General features: G+C 35.7%; 21 protein-coding genes, 3 riboswitches and 1 other annotated feature. Of the genes, 4 read left to right on the forward strand and 17 right to left on the reverse strand.

Features of this window, described 5'->3' with window-relative positions:
• Positions 1–84 precede the first annotated feature (84 nt).
• Positions 85–190: riboswitch (SAM riboswitch) on the reverse strand.
• A 120-nt stretch (positions 191–310) separates the two neighbouring features.
• Positions 311–829: a ribonuclease FAU-1 family protein gene (locus tag K5S59_RS21135; protein ID WP_120449742.1), complete on the reverse strand. Its 519-nt coding sequence runs from the start codon at positions 827–829 to the stop codon at positions 311–313.
• A 66-nt stretch (positions 830–895) separates the two neighbouring features.
• A complete protein-coding gene (gene gltP / locus K5S59_RS21140) occupies positions 896–2,167 on the reverse strand; it encodes a glutamate/aspartate:proton symporter GltP (protein WP_120449740.1) in 1,272 nt (423 codons plus the stop codon).
• Between the two features lie 492 nt (positions 2,168–2,659).
• On the opposite strand from gltP, the gene K5S59_RS21145 reads away from it, so the two are divergent.
• Positions 2,660–3,931 (forward strand): murein hydrolase activator EnvC family protein, encoded by a 1,272-nt coding sequence (locus K5S59_RS21145; RefSeq protein WP_220784086.1) that lies wholly within the window; start codon positions 2,660–2,662, stop codon positions 3,929–3,931.
• A gap of 100 nt (positions 3,932–4,031) precedes the next feature.
• On the forward strand, positions 4,032–4,193 hold the full coding sequence (locus K5S59_RS21150; RefSeq protein WP_002071034.1) for a hypothetical protein: 162 nt from the start codon (positions 4,032–4,034) through the stop codon (positions 4,191–4,193).
• Between the two features lie 30 nt (positions 4,194–4,223).
• Here K5S59_RS21150 and K5S59_RS21155 read toward each other — a convergent pair whose 3' ends face one another.
• The 12 genes from K5S59_RS21155 to K5S59_RS21210 all read right to left on the reverse strand — a co-directional run bounded on the left by K5S59_RS21155 (position 4,224) and on the right by K5S59_RS21210 (position 15,235).
• On the reverse strand, positions 4,224–5,579 hold the full coding sequence (locus K5S59_RS21155) for a sodium-dependent transporter (protein WP_000665452.1): 1,356 nt from the start codon (positions 5,577–5,579) through the stop codon (positions 4,224–4,226).
• A 111-nt stretch (positions 5,580–5,690) separates the two neighbouring features.
• Positions 5,691–5,939, reverse strand: a binding site (T-box leader).
• A 61-nt stretch (positions 5,940–6,000) separates the two neighbouring features.
• Entirely contained in the window at positions 6,001–6,618 is a 618-nt protein-coding gene (locus K5S59_RS21160) for an NAD(P)-binding protein (protein WP_000283333.1), read from the reverse strand.
• Positions 6,593–7,348 (reverse strand): sirohydrochlorin chelatase, encoded by a 756-nt coding sequence (locus tag K5S59_RS21165; RefSeq protein WP_000644350.1) that lies wholly within the window; start codon positions 7,346–7,348, stop codon positions 6,593–6,595. The genes K5S59_RS21160 and K5S59_RS21165 overlap by 26 nt, the downstream gene beginning before the upstream one ends.
• A gap of 1 nt (position 7,349) precedes the next feature.
• The gene (gene cobA / locus K5S59_RS21170) at positions 7,350–8,126 is read right to left on the reverse strand and encodes a uroporphyrinogen-III C-methyltransferase (RefSeq protein ID WP_000521272.1); all 777 of its coding nucleotides are present in this window, start codon (positions 8,124–8,126) and stop codon (positions 7,350–7,352) included.
• A gap of 85 nt (positions 8,127–8,211) precedes the next feature.
• Positions 8,212–8,412 (reverse strand): DUF3906 family protein, encoded by a 201-nt coding sequence (locus K5S59_RS21175; protein ID WP_000366917.1) that lies wholly within the window; start codon positions 8,410–8,412, stop codon positions 8,212–8,214.
• A gap of 10 nt (positions 8,413–8,422) precedes the next feature.
• Positions 8,423–10,045 carry a nitrite/sulfite reductase gene (locus tag K5S59_RS21180; RefSeq protein WP_120449735.1) on the reverse strand — a complete coding sequence of 541 codons (1,623 nt, stop codon included), beginning with the start codon at positions 10,043–10,045 and terminating at the stop codon, positions 8,423–8,425.
• An 11-nt stretch (positions 10,046–10,056) separates the two neighbouring features.
• Complete coding sequence (cysC, locus tag K5S59_RS21185; RefSeq protein WP_000380516.1) at positions 10,057–10,650, reverse strand: adenylyl-sulfate kinase; 594 nt, start codon at positions 10,648–10,650, stop codon at positions 10,057–10,059.
• Between the two features lie 12 nt (positions 10,651–10,662).
• On the reverse strand, positions 10,663–11,799 hold the full coding sequence (sat, locus tag K5S59_RS21190; RefSeq protein ID WP_000107511.1) for a sulfate adenylyltransferase: 1,137 nt from the start codon (positions 11,797–11,799) through the stop codon (positions 10,663–10,665).
• Positions 11,800–11,837: 38 nt separating this feature from the next.
• A complete protein-coding gene (locus tag K5S59_RS21195) occupies positions 11,838–12,542 on the reverse strand; it encodes a phosphoadenylyl-sulfate reductase (RefSeq protein WP_000959002.1) in 705 nt (234 codons plus the stop codon).
• Positions 12,543–12,628: 86 nt separating this feature from the next.
• On the reverse strand, positions 12,629–12,772 hold the full coding sequence (locus K5S59_RS21200; protein ID WP_000116163.1) for a YezD family protein: 144 nt from the start codon (positions 12,770–12,772) through the stop codon (positions 12,629–12,631).
• Between the two features lie 73 nt (positions 12,773–12,845).
• Positions 12,846–12,954: riboswitch (SAM riboswitch) on the reverse strand.
• A gap of 118 nt (positions 12,955–13,072) precedes the next feature.
• Complete coding sequence (gene lysA / locus K5S59_RS21205; RefSeq protein ID WP_000280653.1) at positions 13,073–14,389, reverse strand: diaminopimelate decarboxylase; 1,317 nt, start codon at positions 14,387–14,389, stop codon at positions 13,073–13,075.
• Between the two features lie 180 nt (positions 14,390–14,569).
• Positions 14,570–14,750, reverse strand: a riboswitch (Lysine riboswitch).
• Positions 14,751–14,839: 89 nt separating this feature from the next.
• Positions 14,840–15,235 (reverse strand): DUF3888 domain-containing protein, encoded by a 396-nt coding sequence (locus K5S59_RS21210; protein ID WP_001228835.1) that lies wholly within the window; start codon positions 15,233–15,235, stop codon positions 14,840–14,842.
• Positions 15,236–15,489: 254 nt separating this feature from the next.
• On the opposite strand from K5S59_RS21210, the gene K5S59_RS21215 reads away from it, so the two are divergent.
• Both K5S59_RS21215 and pssA read left to right on the forward strand, forming a co-directional pair.
• A complete protein-coding gene (locus K5S59_RS21215; protein WP_000941719.1) occupies positions 15,490–17,376 on the forward strand; it encodes an LTA synthase family protein in 1,887 nt (628 codons plus the stop codon).
• A 181-nt stretch (positions 17,377–17,557) separates the two neighbouring features.
• Positions 17,558–18,259, forward strand: coding sequence for a CDP-diacylglycerol--serine O-phosphatidyltransferase (gene pssA, locus K5S59_RS21220; RefSeq protein ID WP_000285414.1), 702 nt, complete (start codon positions 17,558–17,560; stop codon positions 18,257–18,259).
• A gap of 29 nt (positions 18,260–18,288) precedes the next feature.
• On the opposite strand, the gene K5S59_RS21225 is transcribed toward pssA, so the two are convergent.
• The 3 genes from K5S59_RS21225 to K5S59_RS21235 form a co-directional block, all read right to left on the reverse strand.
• The gene (locus K5S59_RS21225; protein ID WP_001062818.1) at positions 18,289–19,260 is read right to left on the reverse strand and encodes an NAD(P)-dependent oxidoreductase; all 972 of its coding nucleotides are present in this window, start codon (positions 19,258–19,260) and stop codon (positions 18,289–18,291) included.
• A gap of 144 nt (positions 19,261–19,404) precedes the next feature.
• Positions 19,405–19,572, reverse strand: a complete 168-nt coding sequence (locus K5S59_RS21230) for a DUF4025 domain-containing protein (RefSeq protein ID WP_001118891.1) — start codon at positions 19,570–19,572, stop codon at positions 19,405–19,407.
• 67 nt (positions 19,573–19,639) lie between these two features.
• On the reverse strand, positions 19,640–20,659 hold the full coding sequence (locus K5S59_RS21235) for a histidinol phosphate phosphatase domain-containing protein (protein ID WP_120449733.1): 1,020 nt from the start codon (positions 20,657–20,659) through the stop codon (positions 19,640–19,642).
• Positions 20,660–20,663 lie beyond the last annotated feature (4 nt).

Below are 20,663 nucleotides of genomic sequence, written 5' to 3' on the forward strand. Positions count from 1 at the left end.
CTCCCTAGTTTCAACCTTTTTCTAATGAATAACAAAAGACCTCTTCCAATGAGAAGAGGTCTTATACATCTATAAGGAACGCTCTTCTCATCTTTCAAGCACATGCTTGCTGGATTTGGCACAGCACTCTGAAATCGAGTCCGCTGCCGAGGCATCGTAGGGCCAGTCCCTCCGCCTCTCTTTATAAGAAGGTTTCATATTTATTTTTTAATAATAATTTCTTCCCTAACTTTACTCGCTTACAAAACAAAAGTCAATTATTTTTTGTATAGATTTTTTTGGTAATTATACAAAAATTTGAATACAACAATCATTTTAACTTTTTGATTTCTTCTTCCAATATTGAAATCCAATAAAATTCACTATTTTTTATTGCATCTATTATCCATTTCGTAGTGTACCAAGCTAACTCATACTCTTCTTTTGTAACATCGCCACTCTTATAAGCATCCTCTAGCTCATCTTCATCCAATATATACATTTTACCGTTCGGTAATAACACTACATCTAAATATAAATCATCAAAATACGGTAAACCACGGTCGTCAATTTTATATTCTTTCGCCACATCGATATAATATTGCACTAATTTTTTCTGATCATCTAACATAGCTGTAATCGCAAAGTTTTTCCCGTCTATGAAATATTGAATCCACGTAAACTGATTCCCTGCAATACAAAGTTCCTTACCATCATATTCTTTACAACTAGGTTCTTTCACCTTTTTTATTTCCAGTATTCCTAGCATTCCTTCTTCTATTTGCTTAACTGTATAATCTTTCTCTATTAGTCGCTTCCACGAAGAACCGTCACCATATTTACGTTTCATTACGTCCGCTTCCCTTCTATATAGAAAAGCCCCCACATATTATGTGAGAGCTTGTTCAAATTATAATTAAGCTGCTTGCTTATTAGAAATCTCTTTCAAATAGGCCTGTCCTTTTTCAGCGTCATACTGACCTTCCCACTTAGACATAACTACAGCCGCTAAAGAGTTACCTACAACGTTAACTGCTGTACGAGCCATATCTAAAATACGGTCAATACCAGCGATGAAGGCTAAACCTTCAGCTGGAATACCTACAGTACCAAGTGTCGCTAATAATACAACGAATGATACGCCAGGTACACCCGCAATACCTTTTGATGTAAGCATTAATACAAGTAATAATGTAATTTGTTGTGTAATGGATAAATCAATACCGTACATTTGCGCTAAGAAAATAGCCGCAATTGCTTGATATAAAGTTGATCCATCTAAGTTAAATGAATAACCTGTCGGAATAACGAAAGATGTAATTGCCTTCGGACAACCGAACTTCTCCATTTTCTCCATGATTTTCGGTAAAACTGTTTCTGAACTTGCTGTAGAGTATGCTAAGATCAATTCGTCTTTTAAAATCTTAAAGAATTGGAAAATGTTAATTCCAAATATTTTCGCTGTAATCCCTAATACGACTACAACGAAGAAAATCATTGCTCCATATACTACAATTAATAATTTCCCTAATGGAATTAATGAAGAAAGACCAAATGTAGAAACTGTAACTCCAATTAGTGCAAACACACCAAATGGTGCAAATTTCATAACTTGGTTTGTTACGTAAAACATTGCATCAGCTACACCTTGGAAAAATTGAAGAACCGGTCTTCCTCTTTCACCAATTGCCGCTACACCTAAACCAAATAATACAGAGAAGAAGATAATAGCAAGCATATCTCCGTCAGCTAATGACTTCATAATGTTCGTTGGAACAATATTTACAAATGTATCTGCAAATGAATGACTTTGTACTTGCTCTGTCGTATGTGTATATTTTGAAATATCTGTCTTTGTTAACTGCTCCATATTTACGCCTTTTCCTGGTTGGAAAATATTCGCAATCAATAGACCAACAATAATTGCAATTGTTGTAATAATTTCAAAGTAAATAATTGTTTTTCCGCCTAGTCGGCCTAATTTTTTAACATCGCCAACACCAGCAACCCCAACAACAATACTTGCTACAACAATCGGTACAACGATCATTTTAATTAATCGGATGAAAATATCACCAATTGGTTGTAAGTAACTCACCACTGCCGGATTGCCAAAGAAAACCGCCCCAACTGCAATACCTAGCGCAAGTCCTATTAATATTTGCCATGCAAGTCCTATTCTTTTCATATTTGTTGTAACCCCCTCTTCGATGTGTCACTCTATCTCTCATTCTATCTCTATAAAACTTGAAATTAAGAGTATTACATATTATTCGACAATTCACTACATTTTGTCCCTGTTAAAAATCATAAATCAAAATTTAAAATCTGACAACAAAATAAGTTTGCCCGAACGCAAATAATTTTCTTGACAAAAACAAAACCCATGTCAGAAAACCTCACATGAGAACGATTCCTTATCAGTGTTTTATTGGATTCCTATCTACTATTTTACTATATAAAACAAATATTTTTCCCTTTATTTTACAAATAAATCCAAAAAATACATCCTTGTTGCACGAATTAAAAAACGCATCCAACATGACAATTATCATTAAAAGATGATAAATTCCGACAAAACTTAGCAATTTTATAAAATTTTCTTTACATTATGATTACAACGATAGACACTCTTCTTCTTATGATATATAACATTCATAGGGAAAGGAGCCAGACAACCATGAAAAAGAAATTTGCAGCGTTTAGTGTTTTAGCAGCAGGAACGATTTTTGTTTCTCCGCTACTTTCACCCGTATACGCTGAAACGAATCAAGATAAATTATCTAATATTCAATCTGAATTAGAAGGAAAACAAAATGACTTACAAAATAAATCAGCTGAGAAAGACCAAATAGAAAAAGAAATTCAAGAATTACAAAAGAAAATTGACGATTTAACTACTTCTATTAATAAAAACGAAGCTGAATTAAACGATACGAAAAAAGAAATTAGTAAAACTCAACAAGTAATCACTGAAAAAAAGAAACATATAGAGCAATTACAAACAAACATAGATACACGTCAGGAAGTTATTAAGCAACGTTTACAATCTATGCAAGAAAAACCTCGTACAAATATTATTACAGAGGTAATAACAACTTCTACAAATATCGCTGATCTTGTTGATAATATGTACTCTGTAAGCTTAATTTTAAACAACGATACTGATATTGTGAAAAAACAAACAACTGATCAAAATGCTGTGACGAAAGAAAAAGAGGCTGTTGAGAAAAAAGAGCAACAACTAAAAGAAGCTGAACAGAAATTAGTTCAAAAACAACAAGAGTTGCAAACGAATCAACAACAACAGCAAACATTTATTAGCGATCTACATACGAAAGTAGCAAAAGTAGATTCAGAGATTGAAGGATTAGAAGAATCCAAAGGTATTTTAGAAAATCAGCGTCAAGCCGTTCAAAAAGCAATTGAAGAAGAAAAACGTGCAGAAGAAGCTCGTAAGGCTGAAGAGGCACGTAAGGCAGAGGAAGCTCGTAAACAAGCTACTACATCTGCTCAAACAGCTCAAGCAGCTCCAACACCACACGATACAAATATTGGCGGCTTTATTAAGCCAGCAGCTGGATCAAAAACTTCTGGTTTTGGCGTGCGCTCTATAGATAACCATAAAGGAATCGATATCGCAGCTTCAGGAACTGTTCCAATTATTGCCGCTGCTGACGGCGTTGTGATTCGCTCAGAATTATCATCTAGTTACGGAAATGTTGTTTACTTATCTCACCGTATAAACGGAAAAACATACACGACAGTATATGCTCATATGAGTAGCCGTTCTGTATCAAATGTACAAACTGTAAAACAAGGCACTCAACTTGGATTTATGGGGAATACTGGCCAATCATACGGACAACATTTACACTTCGAACTTCACCTTGGAGAATGGAATGTCGGCAAAACAAACGCAGTTGACCCCTCTCCTTATATTGGATTATAAAAAACTCGGTGCATACCGAGTTTTTTATTTATACTTCACACAATATAGGCTTTCCACATAGACTAAAACTAAATGCCTATAGTTTATGGGGTGATCAACTATGAATACACAATTACTACAAGAAATAGAAGAAGCTAGAGAGACGTATATCGGCCGGATATTTACATTTGGCGGCTCCGCATTATTTTTAATCGGATCATTCATCGCAGTCGTCACAGCCTATAAAGCATATAATCGTTTATTAAATACACCTACAACATAATAAAAAGACGGAGATTTCTCCGTCTTTTTATTATGCAAACATTTTAAATACGCCTATCGCATTTAAAAATACAATAATTACCGTTACTGGAATAACATAACGAAGCAAGAAGAACCAAATATTAAATAATGTTTTCCCTTTCGTTTCCGTAACTTCTAATTCTTTCATTAACATTTCTTTACTCATTTTATTTGGTACGAATAGCGAGATGGCTAGTACGCCAAGCGGCAGTAATACATTACTTACCGAAAAATCGACGAAATCAAAGAATGTCTTACCAAATATTTTCACATCACTCATAATTCCAAACGATAATGCTGACGGGATTCCAACTGCAAAAATAAGAATACCAATTAATAATGATGCTGACGGACGCTTTTTCTCATTATCTTTCGCAACAGATGCTACTACAATTTCAAGCATAGAAATCGCAGATGTTAACGTTGCAAAGAAGAATAAAACTAAAAACATAATGAAGAAAAATTGTCCAAATGGTATTTTTGCAAATACTGCTGGAAGGACGATAAACAGTAGTCCTGGTCCTTCAGTCGGCTTAACGCCTAATGCGAAAATCGCCGGGAAAATTGCTAATCCTGCAAGCACTGTAATAAAAACAGTTAAACTTACAATAGATGTTGCTGATTTAGCTAAATGTTCTTCTTTCTTCAAATACGAACTATACGTGACCATTACTGAAGCACCTACTGTTAGCGAGAAGAACGATTGTCCCATCGCGTATAAAATCGTATCTGCTGTTAGCTTTGAAAAATCTGGTTTCAAGAAGAACTCTACTCCAGCAAAAGCACCATCGAGTGTTAAAGCACGAACTATAATCGCAATAAACAAAATAAATAATAGCGGCATCATATACTTACTTGCTTTTTCTATCCCTTTCTCGACACCTTTACTTACAACAAAAATAGTGCAAAGCATGAAGATAAATTGTGCTCCAATCGCACTTACTGGATTTGAAATTGTTTCACCAAATAATTTCCCGTAATCAACAACACCATTCCAGAAGCTTCCTGTAACACTATAGTATAAATACAGTAAAATCCATCCACCTACAACACTATAAAATGATAGTACACTAAAACAAGTAACAACTCCCATGCGACCAATCCAAGGATATAACTTACTATTTGGCACCAATACTTTATATGCTGTAACTGCCTCTTTTTGCGTGCTACGTCCAATAACAAATTCAGCTAAAAGAAGTGGCATACCTATAAATAAAGTTAATAGTAAAAATACAAGGAAGAATGCGCCTCCCCCACCATTACCTGCAACATATGGAAATTTCCATATGGCACCAAGACCTACTGCGGCTCCGGCTGCTGCGAGTACAAAGCCTATTTTCGACGTCCATTGCTGTGTTTCTTTCATCATAATTTCTCCTTTTCTGAATATTTAAACTTTTGTTAATTATACACTTTCATTTCATACTCGCACACCTCCTTTAGAAAATAAAAAAGTCCCCTACACGCAAATATGCATGTAGAGGACGATATATGTAATGTAAATACCGTGGTACCACCTCAATTGGATTGATAAATCCCACTTGTTCAAGTACAGGAAAAATTCCGATACTCTATCCTTTTAACGGCGGAACCCGGGTTGCCTACTACAATGTTCAACATACCTCTCGCAAGCCCATTCTGTATATTTTATCGTACCGGGCTCACACCTTACCCCAGCTCTCTGACCGTATCAAATATACGTACTCTTCTTGCTCATCGATTTCATCTATTGAAGTTACTTGTGATTATAAATTATATTTTTATAGTTGTAAAGTACAATTTATTCATTATCCTATATGAACTCTTCTCTCTAATTCTTGTAAAAACAATTCTCTTTTTTGTTCATTTTGAATGTATATCGATTTTAACACTTCTTGCAACAATATATTTCTCTGCTTTTTCTCTATTTGTAATTCTTTCACTTTTATTCTAACTTCGTATAAAAAATCAAGATACGCTTCATACGCCTCATCATATTTATTTGCGATATCATCACGAATTTTTTTTGCCAGTTTCGGACTCGCTCCTCCAGTAGAAACAGCCACATTCAGTAATCCACGATGAATCGCCGCCGGAAAATGAACATTCCCACTTTCCGGGTTCGTAATAACATTTACTAATTGATTCTCTGCACTATCTTCAGCAACTTGTTCATTTAATACGGCATCGCCACTCGCTGCAACAACTAAAAAAGCACCTTGAATATCACTTTTTTCATACTCCCTTTGATACCAACGAATTTGCTTATCTTCCACTAGTTTCACTAAATTCGCATCCAATTCAGGACTTATCACAATTATATCCGCACCTTGTTTTAATAAAGGAATAATTTTAAATCCCGCGACTTTCCCTCCACCAATGACAACAACACGTTTCTTCTCAACTCGCACTGTAAGTGGATACATATTGATCTCCCTTCAATAATTTCTTCGTTTTCTGAATTAACATATATTGAAACGCTTCATTCTTCCCTAAATAAGGACTTATTTTTATCTCATCCGACTCATATTGGCGCACTTCTTTTTCAATATGTTTCATAAGTAAACCGGTAAATAATAAGTAAGGCAGTACAACGATATTCTTTTCTTTTCGTTCTACAACTTCCTTTAACTTCTCCTCAAATTTCGGCTCGGCAGCTGCTAAATAGCAAACCTCTACTTTTTTAATTTTCTCTTCCGTTTGAAATAAAGAAGCGATCCAGTTTATATCTTTTAATACTTCAGGATCGCTACTACCTCTTGCAACGAGAAGTAACGTCACTTCATTCTTATCTTCCTGTTCGATACCACTTCCGTTATACACTGATTTAACGAGTGTTTCTGATACACCAAACGGATTACCATAGGTCACTTTAACACTTGAAAATTGATTATTTAACTTTTCTAATTCAAACGGGATATCTTTTTTCACGTGACCTGCCGCTAATAGAAAAACTGGAATAACAATAATCTCTGTAGCACCACGACTCACACATGTACGGAACCCTTCATCAATCGTTGGACTCGCTAACTCTAAAAAACAAACTTCTTGAATACTTGCCTCTACACGGTTCATGCATGACGTAATAAACGTAATCGCTTCTTCTTTAGCGGCTTTCAAACGACTTCCATGACATATATATAAGATGGCTTTCATTTTATAACACTCCGCTTACTTGATACGTACTTTCCGTCTGTTTCTCAAACCAATGGATCTTTTCCCTAAAACGGACCACTTCTCCAATTACAATCATGCTCGGATTTTGAATTTGTTCTTTTTTCGCAACATCTACAATTGTCCCTAACGTCCCGACAACTGTGCGCTGCATAGAAGTCGTTCCCCGCTCAATAATAGCAGCAGGCGTACTTGTATCTTTTCCATACTTCATCAGTTGTTCACATATGTAGGGTAAATTACTAACCCCCATATATACGGCTAAAGTCTCTACACCTTTCGCTAAATGTTCCCACTTCACTTCCTCTTCAGCATCTTCTTTCCTATGCCCCGTCACAATAGCAAAACTTGCACTCGCATCACGATGTGTCACTGGAATGCCAGCATAAGCAGGAGCAGCTATTCCAGCTGAAATACCAGGAACAATTTCAAAAGGCACCCCTTGCTTCGCTAACGCTTCAGCTTCTTCTCCCCCTCTACCAAATACAAATGGATCCCCACCCTTTAGCCTCGTTACAACTTTTCCTTTTTTCGCGTATTTAATAAGAAATGTGTTAATTGTCTCTTGCTTCATCGTGTGATAATTTGGTAGCTTTCCACAATAAATTAAATCCGCTTCAGGCTTTGCATATGAAAGCAACTCTTTATTTACAAGACGGTCGTATAAAATAACGTCTGCTTTCTCAATACATTTCAATCCTTTCACAGTAATTAAATCTGGATCACCAGGACCTGCTCCAACGATATAAACCTTCCCCATCATCTCTCCTCATTTCTACTATTAAAGTGAAACTTCCATCCTTATATACGAATGGAAGTTTTCATCATTTCCTATTACCTGTTCCCTACTCATGAATAACAAATGCCGCACCTTTTCGAATCTTCTTTTTTTCAAATAGAGAAATTTCCTTTACTTCTGGCAGCGGTAAAAAATGCTTTTCAAGCTCCATCTCCGCGAGCTTAAATGCCTGTTCTTCACTTTGAGCAACGACAACAATCGGAACAATACTATTCACTAACACGGCTTCAAATCGATATAAATCCATATTGTCCCTCCTAAGACGCTATTACTTCTTCTAATACGGTATTTAACGCTATTTGTAATGTGTCTACACCGATACGACCGACAAAATCATAAAACGTTTCAGCTGGTAATTTATTCTCTTTGAAATAACTTATAAATGATGCCAGTACATCAGGTAGCTCCTCACCATCTATTTTCCCTTTTAACTTTTGATTGTAAGCACCACCATCTAACAACGTTCCACCTACATATATTTCAAATGCTTCAACAATTCCTTTTTCCTTCGTTTTCATTTTCACCCCTTGTAATCCAATGTCAGCAATTTGACGTTGACCACATGAATTCGGGCATCCTACCATATGAATACGAATCGGAACATCGAGTGCAATTTGTGTATCTAAGTATTCGGCAATTTTTCGCAATCTTTCTTTCGTTTCTACTAAAGCAAGATTGCAATATTCAATACCAGTGCAGGAAACCGCATGACCAATAAACGATTTCGGACTTGCTGATATTGCTTCAAACAACGGTTCATTCAGTAAACCCGTTACATTTTCTGGCGGAACATTCGGAATAATGAAATTTTGCGAGTTACATGTACGAATCTGTCCATTTCCATACTGCTTAGCAATTTTTGCAATCTCAAACATTTCTTTTGCATGTAGACGTCCTACCGGCACATTAAAACCTACATATTTTAGTCCATCTTGTTTTTGATCTTGAACACCATAAAAGTATCCAGCATTCCAGCCTTTTAGAGCACTTTCTCCTCTACTTTGCAATGGTCCTGCATACTCTATTAGTTTCTCTTTAAATTTCTCCGCTCCCCAGTCTGCAACAAGAAATTTCAAACGAGCCAAATGACGTTTTTCACGGTATCCAAAATCACGGAATATCGTAGCAATTGCAATCGCTACCGTCTTTACTTCTTCTGGTAAAACGAATACATCTAATTCATCAGCTAAATATGGACGAGCTGATAATCCACCGCCTACTTTTATATGAAAACCAACTTTTTTCTCACCATCTATTTCTTTCGTAGCAGGTGTAAACGCAACACAGTTAATTTCTGCGTTTGCTGAATTATAAATGTTAGAACTAATAGACATTTTAAATTTACGTGGTAAGTTAGAAAACTCTTCATTATGTTGGAAGTAGTCATATACCTCTTTCACAATATGCGTTGTATCAAATAATTCATTTGCATCAATGCCAGCAAGTGGATTCCCTGTAATATTACGCGTTATATCACCACAAGCCCCAGCTGAAGATAACCCAACTCTTGCTAATCTTTTAAAAATATCTGGAATTTGATGAATTTCTAACCAATGAAACTGAATCGCCTGTCTTGTCGTAATATCTATTACGTCACGCCCATAATCTTCAGCGATAGAAGCAAGCACTTCTGCCTGCGTGTTCGTAATAATCCCTGACGGAATATTTACACGCATCATAAAATAACCAGCTTCTTTCGGTCTTTGTAAATACAACCCTGCCCATTTAAAGGCATCCCACTCTTCTTTCGGAATAGATTCAAAGCCATTCTCTGCATAGTAAGGAATATCATTAAAGATTTCCAATCCATCTTTTTTTAATTTATTTTTCTCAGTTTGATTTAATTTTTCATTGTTAGCCCATACTTTTTCATAACTCATTTTTTATCCCCCTATATAAAACTACGCTCTTGTAAGTACTTCACGATTTGTTCTGCACATTCTTCAATAGAATACTTGTGCGTTTCTACAATTAATTCTGCTTGTTCTGGTTCCTCATACGGTGAATCAACACCAGTAAACTCTTTAATATCACCTTGTCTCGCTTTTTTATAAAGCCCTTTCGGATCACGCTTCTCGCACTCTTCAATTGGACACTTTACAAACACTTCTATAAACTCATCTGCCGCTAATAGATCTCTAACTTGTTTTCGGTCTACTCGAAATGGTGAAATAAACGCTGTAAGAACAACAGTACCTTGATCTACAAATAGCTTCGCCACTTCACCAATCCGTCTTATATTTTCCATACGATCACTTTCAGAAAAACCTAAGTCTTTATTTAAACCGTGGCGTATATTATCCCCATCTAGTACATAGTTTCCAATCTTCTTTTCAAATAGTTTACGAGCAACTGCGTTCGCTACCGTAGATTTACCTGAAGCTGATAGACCAGTAAACCAAACTACAAAACTATGATGCCCATTTCTTACTCTTCTCTCATCTTTTGAAACAGATGCTGTATGCCAAGTAATATTTGTATCCATCTCATTCTCTCCTTATTCTGTTACTACTTCTTTTTTCAAACCTTTAATTAGTACTTCTACTACTTCTTTACGACTAAATGTACTTGGCGGAACCTCACCATTTCTTAATAGCTCTCTTACTTTCGTACCCGATAAAATAACATGATCTTCTTTGCCGTGCGGGCATGTTTTCGTCGAAGCCATCGCTTCACATTTCGTGCAGTAAAAACTATGTTCAAAAAATAACGGTGTAATTCCTAACTCTTCCACTGTAAAGTTTGTAAAAATTTCTTGCGCTTCATAAGTACCGTAATAATCTCCTACCCCTGCATGATCGCGTCCTACAATAAAGTGAGTACATCCAAAATTCTTTCTAACTAATGCATGGAATATCGCTTCCCTCGGTCCTGCGTAACGCATCGCTGCAGGAAATACACCTAAAAAGACACGATCTTTCGGATAATAGTTTTGAAGTAATACTTCATAGCTTTCCATCCTTACATCAGCAGGAATATCATCCGACTTCGTTTCCCCAACGAGCGGATTTAAAAAGAGGCCATCTACAATTTCAAGAGCAGATTTTTGAATATACTCATGAGCACGATGTACCGGGTTTCTCGTTTGAAATCCGACTACTGTTTTCCAACCACGTTTCTTAAATTCTTCTTTCGTTTCAATTGGATCTAAATGATAAGAAGGAAATGGATTATTTTCAAAACGTTTTGTAAGAATAATAGCTCCACCGACATAAACGTTCGGTCGCTCATATAACTTCTTCACTCCTGGATGAGCCTCATCCGTCGTTTTATATACAAGTAACGCTTCTTTTTCTTTATCTGGTACAAAAATATCTTCTATTTGAATGACACCATATATATTTCCATCACTGACAAGCTTTACTTCCTCTCCAATTTTCAGACTCTCTGCTACGTCTTCTGTTACCGGTAATGTAATGGGGATACTCCAAACGCTCCCATTAGCTAAACGAATCGTTTCTACGACCGAATCGTAATCTTTCTTTCCTAAAAAACCTGTAAGTGGGCTATATCCCCCTGTCGCTAATAGCTCTAAATCACTTAATGCAATGTTGTCTAGCCCAATTTCTTTTTCAATTTGTGATACGTCGTATGTCTCGTCTATTCGATTTATTAATTCGTTTCTTGTACTCATTTTCTATACCCTCTCTTAGCTTTATTTTCAAATTCATCTTATTGGTAATGAAGACCACATTCTGTTTTCACTTTCCCGGCCCACCTACCATCTCTCGAATCGCCACCCTCTCCTACAGGTAACGTACATTTCTCACACCCAATACTTGGATACCCAATATCATGGAGCGGGTTATACGGCAAGCTATGTTTGTATACATATCGCCACACTTCTTTCCACGTCCAGTGAATGAGTGGACAAACTTTAATAGATTGAAAGCGATGATCTTGATTTATAAACTTTGTATGCTTACGTGTTTCTGATTGTTCCCTCCTTAAGCCCGATATCCACGCTTTTTCTGCTGCTAATGATTTTTCTAACGGTAAAATTTTTCTAATTTTACAACAAAGATTCGGATTACTTTCCCATAATTTCTCACCATGCAACTTCGCTTGTTCATCAAGTGTAAGTTCCGGCTGTTTTTCTATAATATTTAATGAAGGAAATCGTTCCCGCACTTTTTGAATTAATTTATACGTTTCGCGAAAATGAACATTTGTATCTAAAAATACAACTTTAGCAGATGGATTTACTTGGTTTATAAGGTGCAGTAGTACCATCCCTTCCACTCCAAAGCTACATGCGTATACAATTTCACTTTCATATTCTTTATAAGCCCAACTTAAAACAGATAGCGCGCCTTTTGTTTCATCTTCTTCTGAAAATGAAACATTATTTTCTTCCCACGTTTCATACGTCAACATGTTTTTTCCCCCTGTAAAAGCAAAAAGGCGGTTTTAACCTAATAAAATAGGTTAAAACCGCCTCTAGTTTTTCTAGTCAGCGCTTTTTACTTTAAACGTACTTTTTCACTTTTCTCTAATTGAATGACTTTCCCATCCTGCACAACAATTGTAATTGAACCATATTTCATATCAGCAAGCATCGCTTGAATTTTCTCAGATACTTCCTCAAAATGTTCCCGTACGCTCACGCGAACAGCCCCCCCTTTTTATTCATAAAAAAAATCTTTCCCATTTCGAAAAGACTGTTCGGTAATATATTTTACCTTATCTTTCAAAATGGATTCCATTTTGCTGGATTTAGCACCTTGCTTTCTATAAGCAGGTTGCCGAGCTTCGTCGGGCCAGTTCCCTCCGCTTCTCTTGATAAGCTTTGTATTTGTATTTTATCACAATTCTGATTTTTTTCAATCCTAGTTTTCCGATATATTTTAATTATTTTATTTTATAAAAAAGGAATTGTCCATCCGAACAACTCCTTTTTCCTCATTTTAAACCAATTCTTTAATACGTATGCGATCGTTCCCAATAATATTTTCATATGTTTCGCGCTCTACAACAATTTGTGATGTGCCGCCTTTCGCGAAGACGACAGCTGGTCTACGAATCCGATTATAATTATTCGCCATCGAGTACCCGTATGCCCCTGTACAAGAAATTGCTAGTAAATCGGCAGAAGCAACTTTCGGTAGAGTAATATCCCAAATTAACATATCTCCACTCTCACAACATTTCCCAGCAATCGAAACGACTTCCTCATTCTCATCATTTCCTCGATTCGCTAACATCGCTTCATAACGCGCGTTATATAAAGCAGGTCTTAAGTTATCAGTCATCCCACCATCCACTGATACATATTTCCGAATACCAGGAATGTCTTTCACAGATCCAACTGTATAAATTGTCGTTCCAGCATCACCTACAATACTACGGCCTGGTTCAACCCATATTTCTGGCAAGGGATAATTACATGCTGTAAATTGTTCCCTCACTGCACTGGTTACAGCTCGCACATATGTCTCAAGAGTTAATGGTGTATCTGACTCTGTGTAGCGTATTCCGAATCCTCCGCCCACATTTAATACTTTCACTACATAGTTCGCTCTCTCTCTCACTTCTTCTAAAAATTGATGAAGAACTTCAATCGCCCGAACAAATCCAGCCGTTTCAAATATTTGAGATCCGATATGTGAATGAATTCCTAACACATTATAATTTGATTTTTGTAAAGCAAGCTCAATTGCTTGCATCGCTTGACCATTTGACACGCCAAATCCAAATTTTGAATCATCTTGGCCTGTTGTAATATATTCATGTGTGTGCGCCTCTACTCCAGGCGTTACACGGATTAATATGTTCACAAATTTCCCATGTTGCCCTGCTAAATCATGCAAAATTTCTAATTCTAAGAAATTATCGACAACAAAACAACCAATATTCGCCTGAAGCGCCATCACAATCTCTTCTTCTGTTTTATTATTGCCGTGAAAATGAATACGCGATGCTGGAAATCCTGCTTGAAGCGCCGTATATAATTCCCCTCCAGAAACAACATCTAATGACATATTCTCTTCACGAGCTACTCGGCACATCTCCATGCACAAGAACGCCTTGCTTGCATATGCTACTTGATAAGAGAACCCACTTTCTTTAAAAGCACGATGAAACGCGCGGCACTTTCCTCGAATAGACTCTTCATCGTATACATAAAGTGGTGTTCCGTATTGTTTTGCTAGCTGCGTCGTATCGCACCCTCCAATTTCTAAGTGTCCTTGCCCATTGATTCGGCTTGTGCCGTGTAAATACATTTGAATTCCTCCCTTATTTCCTCTAAAACTCATAACCCCAATCTTCTATTCATTGCAGCACGCTTTTAGATAGACAAAAAACGCGCGGAACAATGTTCACACGCGTTTCTTATTAGGAAAAATATATATTGAAAAAATAAACGAGTTGTTATCTCCTCAAAATAAGAAACCGCATCAACATCTCCAAATAGCTCTCCATAAAATAATCTTATGACAGTACTACATTTATTCAATGCAGTCCCAATATATGAATAAGATGGTTATTCTTATATTTCGGCAATAGTCCCTTTCAACCTATGATCACAGATTCCATTAAATCTCCCATAGCTTACTCTTTCCTATTGCGGCCTCTACCTTTGAGAGTAGATGAGGTAAGTCTATTTAATTTTCAAACATCTAATTGTTGCTATTAACAATACCAAAGGACCATTTTATTTGTCAAACAATTTTTTATATTGTTTTTTTACAGTTTAATTTCGTATCATTTGGTAAGCGCTTTACTAAAATCTTTGTCACTTCCCATTCGCCTTCTTCATTATTAAAAGTAATTGTTACTTTTTCAAATGGCGGAACAATCTTCCCACCAACCTGTTCATACTTCGTCACTTCAATAACCGCTTGAAATAAATATGTACCGCTATACACTTTTTTTAAACTGATGATTTTAGGACATTGATAAGGCTTCAAACTCCCATATTGTTTTTCAATTGCTTTATTTATTTTCGGAAATAAAACAGAATAAAGGGCATCTTCCATAAGAGGCGCATCATATTGGGCTACCGACACACTCGGTGAAGCAAAAAGTATAACACTACTGCATACTATAAAATATAATAATTTTCGCATTATAACCTCCGTATTATTACACGATTCTTTCTGCGCACGATAATTATCATACATAGAAACTCCGTTTTATTGTCTCCCTCTGCCCTTTTTCTACTCAATTATTATAAAAAAGCCCACAACTCTCTTTTATTTTCGTATAATGATACTCATAGTATAATAAACATAATAATAAAGGACTGTTCGTATATATAAAATGAGGCGCTAATCAAACCGGCTCACAAGAACGGTCATGCTTTTTAGGAGAGGAGTATATTATGCTACAACGTCTATTTCCAAAACTGCGATTTGCACTCGTTGCAGTCGTTTTATTATGGATAAAAACATATATTGTGTACAAGCTAGCATTTGATATTAAAATTGATAATTTCTTTGAAGAATTTATGCTTTTTATTAATCCACTAGCTGCGTTACTTTTATTTTTTGGTTTTGCTTTATTTGCATCTAAACACCGAAACCGCATTATAGTTGGAATCAGTTTTATACTGTCCTTTATTTTATTTGGAAATGCAATGTTTTATGGATTTTATAACGATTTCGTTACGTTCCCAGTTTTATTCCAAACAAATAATATGGCTGATTTAGGGACGAGTATAAAAGAACTCTTTACGTACAAAACATTACTTTTATTTGCAGATGCGATTATTTTAATGTTTCTTTCGCGTAAATTCCCGGCATTTTGTGACAAGACGCCGCTTTCTCGATCTGAGAAGCGAACTTTCTTTAGCGGTGTAACAGCTTTATTAGCACTACAAATTGTTGTTTCCGTTATTTATAAACCACAAATGTTCTCACGCTCATTTGATCGTCAAACAGTCGTAAAAAATTTAGGTTTATACACATATCATCTATTTGATATTACACTTCAATCTAAATCTTCAGCTGAACGTGTATTTGCAAGTGGAGACGGGTTCTCTGAAATTAAAAACTATACAGACTCAAAAGATAAGCAAGTTGATAAAAACTTATTTGGAACTGCAAAAGGTAAAAATGTTATTTTGATTTCCATGGAATCTACACAAAGTTTTGTTATTAATAAAAAAATAAATGGAAAAGAAATTACTCCATTTTTAAATGAATTTATTAAAGATAGTTTTTATTTCGATAACTTCTATCATCAAACGGGACAAGGTAAAACATCTGATGCTGAATTTATCGTTGAAAATTCACTCTATCCGTTAGACCGCGGTTCTGTATTCTTTACTCACGCAACAAATGAATATACAGCTACACCAGAGCAATTAAAGAAATACGGATATTCTTCTGCTGTCTTCCATTCAAACGATAAAACGTTTTGGAATCGTGATGTAATGTATCCTGCACTTGGATATGATCGTTACTTTAATTTAAATGATTACGTAGGCACAGAACAAATGTCTGTCGGTTGGGGATTAAAAGATAAAGAGTTCTTTGAACAATCGATTCCCAAGCTAAAATCTTTACCACAACCGTTCTATACAAAATTTATTACTTTAACAAACCATTTTCCATTTCTTCTAAATCCAGAAGATCAATATGTTGATGAGTTTAATTCGGAAAGTGGTGTTGTAAACCGCTACTTCCCAACCGTTCGTTACACGGATGAAGCTCTTAAATTATTTATTAAACAGTTAAAAGAAGAAGGACTGTATGATAATTCTGTTATTGTCATTTATGGAGATCATTACGGCATTTCAGAAAACCATAATGCAGCTATGGCCCAGTTCCTTGGGAAAGACGCTATTACACCGTTTGATTCTATGCAATTACAACGCGTCCCTCTCATTATTCATGTACCTGGTCAAGAAGGAAAAGTTATTTCTAAAGTATCTGGTCAAATTGATATTAAACCAACACTACTTCATTTACTCGGTATTAAAACAAATCAATCCGTTGAATTTGGAACTGACTTATTTATTAAAGAAAAAGATCCACTTATGGTAATGCGTGATGGTAGCTTCGTTTCGGAAGATTATGTGTATACAAAAAACATGTGTTATAAACGAAATACAGGTGAAGAAGCTGACATTTCATTATGCCAACCAAATATTGAAAAAGCAAAAACTGAATTGAAACTCTCCGATAAACTCATTTATGGAGATTTATTACGTTTCGATCCTAACAATCGTTATAAAACTGGAACAATGACAACGAAATTTGAGTAGTACTAGAAGCAACTTTATAAAAGTTGCTTCTTTTTTTACTTATTTTTCAAATCATTCTTCTATGAAATCTTTCACAAATTGGGAATTTCTTTCGTATGAGGAAGAAATTTATGGTATGATAAAATAAGTAAAATTTCATACACTAATTAAGAATTTATTACAGAAAGCAAGGGATCAGATTTTGTATAGAGCAGCTATTCCAAACTTATTTACGCTCGGAAATTTATATAGTGGATTCTTGTCAATCGGCTATGCATCTTTAGGATATTATAAATCAGCTGCTATTTTAGTACTTATCGGGATGATGTTAGATAGTCTTGATGGGCGTGTTGCTCGTTTATTACGCGTTGATTCACAAATGGGAAAAGAGCTTGACTCACTTGCGGATGTCGTGACATTTGGTGCAGCACCTGCTGTTCTTATGTATTACACATCTTTCTCCAATTACGGAATCATCGGACTATACATAGCGGGACTATTCCCTCTTTTCGGAGCATATCGCTTAGCACGATTTAATGTAACACCATCTTCTACTTCAATGAAATATTTCACTGGGGTACCGATTACAGCAGCGGGAGGGCTTGTTGCTTTCTTAACATTATTTTCACATATCATTCCAAAAATCGTTCTTATTACAGTCTTTGTAACGTTCGCATTTTTAATGGTGAGCCGCATTCGTATCCCAAGTTTAAAAGATGTACCACTTCCACGATATAGCATCATTATTACACTATTTTTAGTTGGTAGCATTATCACAATGTACCAAACAGGGATCGGTAACTTTTCTGTTTTCTTATTCATTGCTATTCCACTATATATTTTGTATATGCTATCTCAATTTCTTAGACAAAGACCATCTAAAAGAGCAAATAAAGAAAAATAAGAAACCTTCCTATTTCGGAAGGTTTCTTTTTATTTTGTAACTACTGCTTTTTGATTTACAGGTGTTACAGGCTCTTCACCGTTTAATACGGCTAAAATATTTCTTACTGCCATTTCAGCCATCGCATCACGCGTTTCGAATGTTGCATTTCCTACGTGAGGAGCAAGTACTACATTCTTTAATCCTTTTAGCTCTTCAGTAATTTTTGGTTCAAATTCAAACACGTCAAGAGCCGCTCCTTCAATTTCATTCGTTTTTAATGCATGAGCAAGTGCCGCTTCATGCATTATTGGTCCACGTGAAGCATTTACAATATACGCTGTTTTCTTCATCATTTTAAACTGTTCTTCATCAATCATATGATGCAATTTCGGATTATACGCACAGTTAATTGTAATAAAGTCTGCTGTTTGTAATAATTCTTCCAATGTTACATATGTTGCTTCCAGTTCACTTTCAGCTTCAGGTTTTCGATTTGGTCCTGTATATAAAACATTCATTCCAAACGCTTTCGCACGCTTTGCAACTGCCTTTCCGATTTCTCCAAGGCCAATAATTCCAATTGTTTTCCCATGTACTTCACGGCCTAAGAAAAATAATGGTGCCCATCCGTTAAATCCAGTTGTACGACATAGCGTATCACCTTCCGGAATTCTACGTGCAGCTGCTAAAAGAAGTGCAAATGTTAATTCTGCTGTCGCTTCAGTTGATACTTTCGGTGTATTCGTTACCGCAATGCCTTTTTCTCCGGCATACGAGTAATCAATATTATCGTAACCAGCACCGTAGTTTGCAATAATTTTTAAATTAGGTGCCGCATCAATTACTTCTTTTGTCACCTTTGTAGAAAGTAGGCTTAACAATGCATCTTTATCTTTTGCACGCTCTGTTAATTCATCTAAAGAAATTAAAGCCTCTTTATCGTACATTTCTACATCATGATCCTTTAATAGTTCTAATCCGATTGCTGGAATTTTTCCTGCTACTAATATTTTCGCCACTACTAACACCTCTTCTATAGAAAATAAGATACCTCTTATCTTTCATTGTAAGAAATCCACATATAAAAACCAAGGAATTTGATTATAGTTTTGAAAATCGACACTTTTCCATAAAAAAAGAGGAGATGCAAGTCTCCCCTCTTCTTATGCTTTTTCTTGCGATTCTTTTCCAAGCTTCACATCGATCGTTCCTTCTGCAACTGTATCACTAATTTGTTCCTCAATAACGGATTGAGATGTAGCATTCGTTTCAGAAGTATACGCTTGTTGCTGTGCACTTTGTACATTTTGTTTATTTTGTTGTTTCGCCATTTCTTACCCTCCTTTTTATTCTTTCTTATTTTGAACAAAAAGGAGAGTTTTCATCAAAAAATCGTGATCATTTTGAAATGGATACTTCTTCTTCCAGTAATCTCATCGTTCTTACTCGTTTCGTAAAGGTAGCTAAGTGTGAAATATCATGATTACGTAACATCTTTATATTCTCTTCCACATATTTTCCTAAATCATGCGGATAATGAGCATCTGAGGAGAGAGTAATCGGAACCTCGTGCTTAGCTAATACTTGTAAATATAGTGGACTCGGACACATTTCGCGCACAGGATAGCGATAGTACAATCCTGCATTTATTTCCGTTGCCGTATTAGTTTCTACTAATGCACGCGCAATTTCCTTATAATACGAAAGTTGTTCATTCTCATCTAACCGATAATTAAATACTTTTATGTTATCAAGATGAGCTATTATATCAAATAACTGAGAGCGAACTGCACACTCAACCGTTTTGAAAAACGTATCATATAAAGCATATAAGTCATGCTCCTTAAAATATTCTTTCGTGTCTGGATTATCAAATCCCCAGCCATTTAAAAAATGGACAGAACCAATTACATAATCAAAGTCTCCTAATGCTAGTAAAGATTGTAATTCTTGTTCACCACCAATAAAATAATCCGCTTCAATTCCAAGTTTAAGCGTCACGCCTCGTTTACTCCAACGTTCTTTCGCTTCTTCTATTGCCTTTGTAAAATCATGTAGTGATGCTACCCTTACTTGATCTAGCCATTCCTTCTGTAAACGACCAAGCTTAGAATCACTAATATCGACATATCTTTCATAGTATTCTTTCGCTTCATAAAAACGGTATAAATGATCGACAATACCAACTTCTTTTATACCTTTTCGCAAAGCTTCTTCTAAATATAAATCAATCCATTTCGTTGTAAATGGCCCTTCTTTCACACGTCTTTGCAGGCGTTCTTGTGTTTTCACAAGCCATTCCATAGAATGTTTTTCTTCTTTAAGCGGTTCATACTGTTGCAATGATTCATTTATTTTAGCTAGCCACCCTATTGAATATGGCCCTTCTTCTAAATGAATGTGATAATCCACCTTCATCTAT

This window comes from Bacillus sp. BML-BC051 (assembly GCF_019656175.1).
GTDB lineage: Bacteria > Bacillota > Bacilli > Bacillales > Bacillaceae_G > Bacillus_A > Bacillus_A mobilis.